This is a genomic window from Nocardiopsis sp. TNDT3 (assembly GCF_003427465.1).
Taxonomy (GTDB): domain Bacteria; phylum Actinomycetota; class Actinomycetes; order Streptosporangiales; family Streptosporangiaceae; genus Nocardiopsis; species Nocardiopsis dassonvillei.
Genome location: NZ_QPFC01000236.1, coordinates 1 through 2,353, shown reverse-complemented (window position 1 = coordinate 2,353; position 2,353 = coordinate 1). Strand labels below are relative to the sequence as shown.

Here is a 2,353-nt window from a genome sequence, read left to right as displayed (position 1 = left end):
GGACCATCCATGAGCGCTATGCCCGTCCGTGACCAGGCCGCCCCCTCCCGCCACGCCCTGAGCCCGCGCGGGGGGCGCCGCGACGTGTCCCGCGCCCGGTGGCGGCTCCGGGCGGTCCACGCCGACATGGTCGAGTTCGGCCCCGCCGGGGACCCCGAGCTGGCGCGCACGGCCGAGGAGCTGGACCTGCTCGAACTCGCGGACGCGGCCCGGCCCTGACCCCGGGCGGTCGGCCGGGGAGCGGTCCGCCCGCTCCGGCCCCACCTGCTCCGGCGCGGCCCGCCTCAGCCCTGACCAGGGTGGGCGTGCGTCACCGGTGCGCATAACCACCGTCACACCCCCGGGTCGCGACGGCGTGTCAACCCCGAGAGTGACCACGGCGTCTCAGAGAGAGACGGCGTGTGCCGTCAGGCTCGCGTGAGGGCACGCGTTCACGGCAGGGGGCACGATGGAGGGCCGTAACGGCAACCTGGTGGAGAGCGGAGCGTACTGGCTCCTCTACGTCGTCTCGGTCAGCGGCGCGCTGCTGCACTGGCGTCTGGGCAACGAGGGGATGGCCGCTCTGTGCGCCGCCGTGGCGGTGTTCGGCGCCCTGCTCATCAGCAGGAGGCACCACAACCTCGCCGCGTGAGCCCCGGTCCCGGGACGTGCGCACCCTCCGCCGCCCGGGCTGCGCCCGGCTTGTCCCCGCCCCTTGCGGGGTGCTCATCACGCGCGGTGCCCACCCTCCCGCGCGCGTCCGGTCGTAGTACGGGAGACCACCGCCCACACGGCACGAGAGACCACCGCCCTCCGGTTCGGTGATCCCCCGTGTCCCGTCACCGGTCAGCTGTCCCGCCCTCGCCTGCGCGGCAGGGGTGGGACGTATCCCGCGCGGGTCTCGATCACCTGGGCCACCAGGAGGTCGAGCCTGTCCCGCTGGACGTACTTCCAGGTTCCGTGCTGGCCCTGCCATCCCCAGGTCCAGTCGTCCTTGAGCCCGATGGAGACGTTTCCCAGGTAGGCGGGGCCGATGAGGGCGCGGTCGACGTCCGCGCCCCACGTCCAGGGGAAGCGCCTCCATTCCAGGGTGAAGGCGAGTCCCCGCCGGGAGAGGAAGGCGTCGCGGGCCTCGGTGAAGGGGTCCCGCCGTGTGTTCGCGTCCGTTCGACGCTGCTCGATATCGTTCATGCCTCCAGCGTCCGACCGAAACCCCGTGTCCCACAGAAAGTGCTTTGTGTCCTCCTCGGGACTGGTTGTGAGTGAGACAACTTGCATAGCGTATGGGACATGGTGGATCACAGTTTCGGGTCATACCTCTCGGGTGAACGCAAACGCGCAGGTTATACGCTGCGCAAGCTCGCGACTCACGCGAAGGTTTCTTCGTCAACCCTTTCCCGCTGGGAAAATGACCATTATGTCCCAGCACGTGACGACGTTGCGAAGCTCGACAAGGCGCTGGAAATGCGCGGCGCGCTGGTCCGCAAGTGGGAGGGTTTCACCGCTCCGTCCGCGTTGCTCCCGTGGATGCAGGACGCGGGCATGCTCGAAGAAGCCGCCTCCTTGATCGAGTACGTCTCTCCCGTGCTGGTTCCCGGATTGCTGCAATCACCCGGATACGCGGAGATCGTCTTCCGGGAGGGCCAACCGTTGTCGTCCGCGACGGATATCCGACGATTGGTCGCGTTGCGGTGTTCTCGTCACGAAGTGCTTCGAGTGCGCAACGACCCCGGGGTGTCGGCTGTGTTCCCGGTGTACGCGCTGGAATGCGTTACAGACGCGGTCCGTACCGAACAGGCTCAACACCTGCTGTCCCTGATTGACGGGGGCCGGGTGTCCGTCCACCTGGTACCCGAGGGTTCGGCGTTGATCGGGATCACCTCCCCCATGCTCATGGTGCGCCTCAGAGGGGGCGGAAAGGCCGCGAGCGCGGACCACCTGACCGGTAATGTCGTCTACGGCGAAACTGACGACTTCGAGCGGCTGTCGGAACTGGTCAAACGCGCGTTCGCGTTGGCGCTCCCCGCCCAACAGTCGCGAAAGGTACTGGAGGAACTACTTTGAGTGACTGGCACAAGTCCAGCTACAGCAACACGGGTGGTCAGTGTGTCGAGGTTCGGGAGACCCCCCAGGGCGCGGACGTTCGCGACACCGTCAACCGTGCAGCCGGGCACCTGACGTTCCCCGCGTCGGAGTGGGCCGCCCTGCTGCGCACCCAGACGCGCTAGAACTCGCTCCGGGCGAAGGCTCTGACCTGGCCCGGGACCAGCGCGGAACCCCCAACCCGAGGACGGGCGGGGGTTCCGTCCCCGTCCCGGCTTATTCCCACCTCTTCTGGGGTGATCATCACGCGCGGTGCCCACCCTCCCGCGCA

Annotated in this window: 5 protein-coding genes; 4 read left to right on the top strand and 1 reads right to left on the bottom strand. The window is 68.6% G+C overall.

The genetic code is table 11. From position 1 onward, the window contains the following. Both DQW06_RS06445 and DQW06_RS06440 read left to right on the top strand, forming a co-directional pair. Positions 1-219, top strand: a 219-nt coding sequence (locus DQW06_RS06445; RefSeq protein ID WP_232832966.1) for a hypothetical protein, incomplete at its 5' end; no start/stop codon positions are given. A gap of 229 nt (positions 220-448) precedes the next feature. Then, complete coding sequence (locus DQW06_RS06440) at positions 449-631, top strand: hypothetical protein (protein WP_013152576.1); 183 nt, start codon at positions 449-451, stop codon at positions 629-631. Positions 632-825: 194 nt separating this feature from the next. Here DQW06_RS06440 and DQW06_RS06435 read toward each other — a convergent pair whose 3' ends face one another. Beyond that, the gene (locus DQW06_RS06435) at positions 826-1,170 is read right to left on the bottom strand and encodes a hypothetical protein (protein ID WP_013152577.1); all 345 of its coding nucleotides are present in this window, start codon (positions 1,168-1,170) and stop codon (positions 826-828) included. A gap of 99 nt (positions 1,171-1,269) precedes the next feature. Here DQW06_RS06435 and DQW06_RS06430 point away from each other — a divergent pair, with 99 nt between their 5' ends. Further along, the gene (locus DQW06_RS06430; RefSeq protein WP_071621862.1) at positions 1,270-2,043 is read left to right on the top strand and encodes a helix-turn-helix transcriptional regulator; all 774 of its coding nucleotides are present in this window, start codon (positions 1,270-1,272) and stop codon (positions 2,041-2,043) included. After that, positions 2,040-2,207, top strand: coding sequence for a DUF397 domain-containing protein (locus tag DQW06_RS06425; RefSeq protein WP_013152579.1), 168 nt, complete (start codon positions 2,040-2,042; stop codon positions 2,205-2,207). The genes DQW06_RS06430 and DQW06_RS06425 overlap by 4 nt, the downstream gene beginning before the upstream one ends. Positions 2,208-2,353 lie beyond the last annotated feature (146 nt).

Bases quoted from the DNA above. Each gene is read 5' to 3' on its own strand.
- DQW06_RS06440 (WP_013152576.1), top strand. From the start codon at position 449: ATGGAGGGCCGTAACGGCAACCTGGTGGAGAGCGGAGCGTACTGGCTC.
- DQW06_RS06435 (WP_013152577.1), bottom strand. From the start codon at position 1,170: ATGAACGATATCGAGCAGCGTCGAACGGACGCGAACACACGGCGGGAC.
- DQW06_RS06430 (WP_071621862.1), top strand. From the start codon at position 1,270: ATGGTGGATCACAGTTTCGGGTCATACCTCTCGGGTGAACGCAAACGC.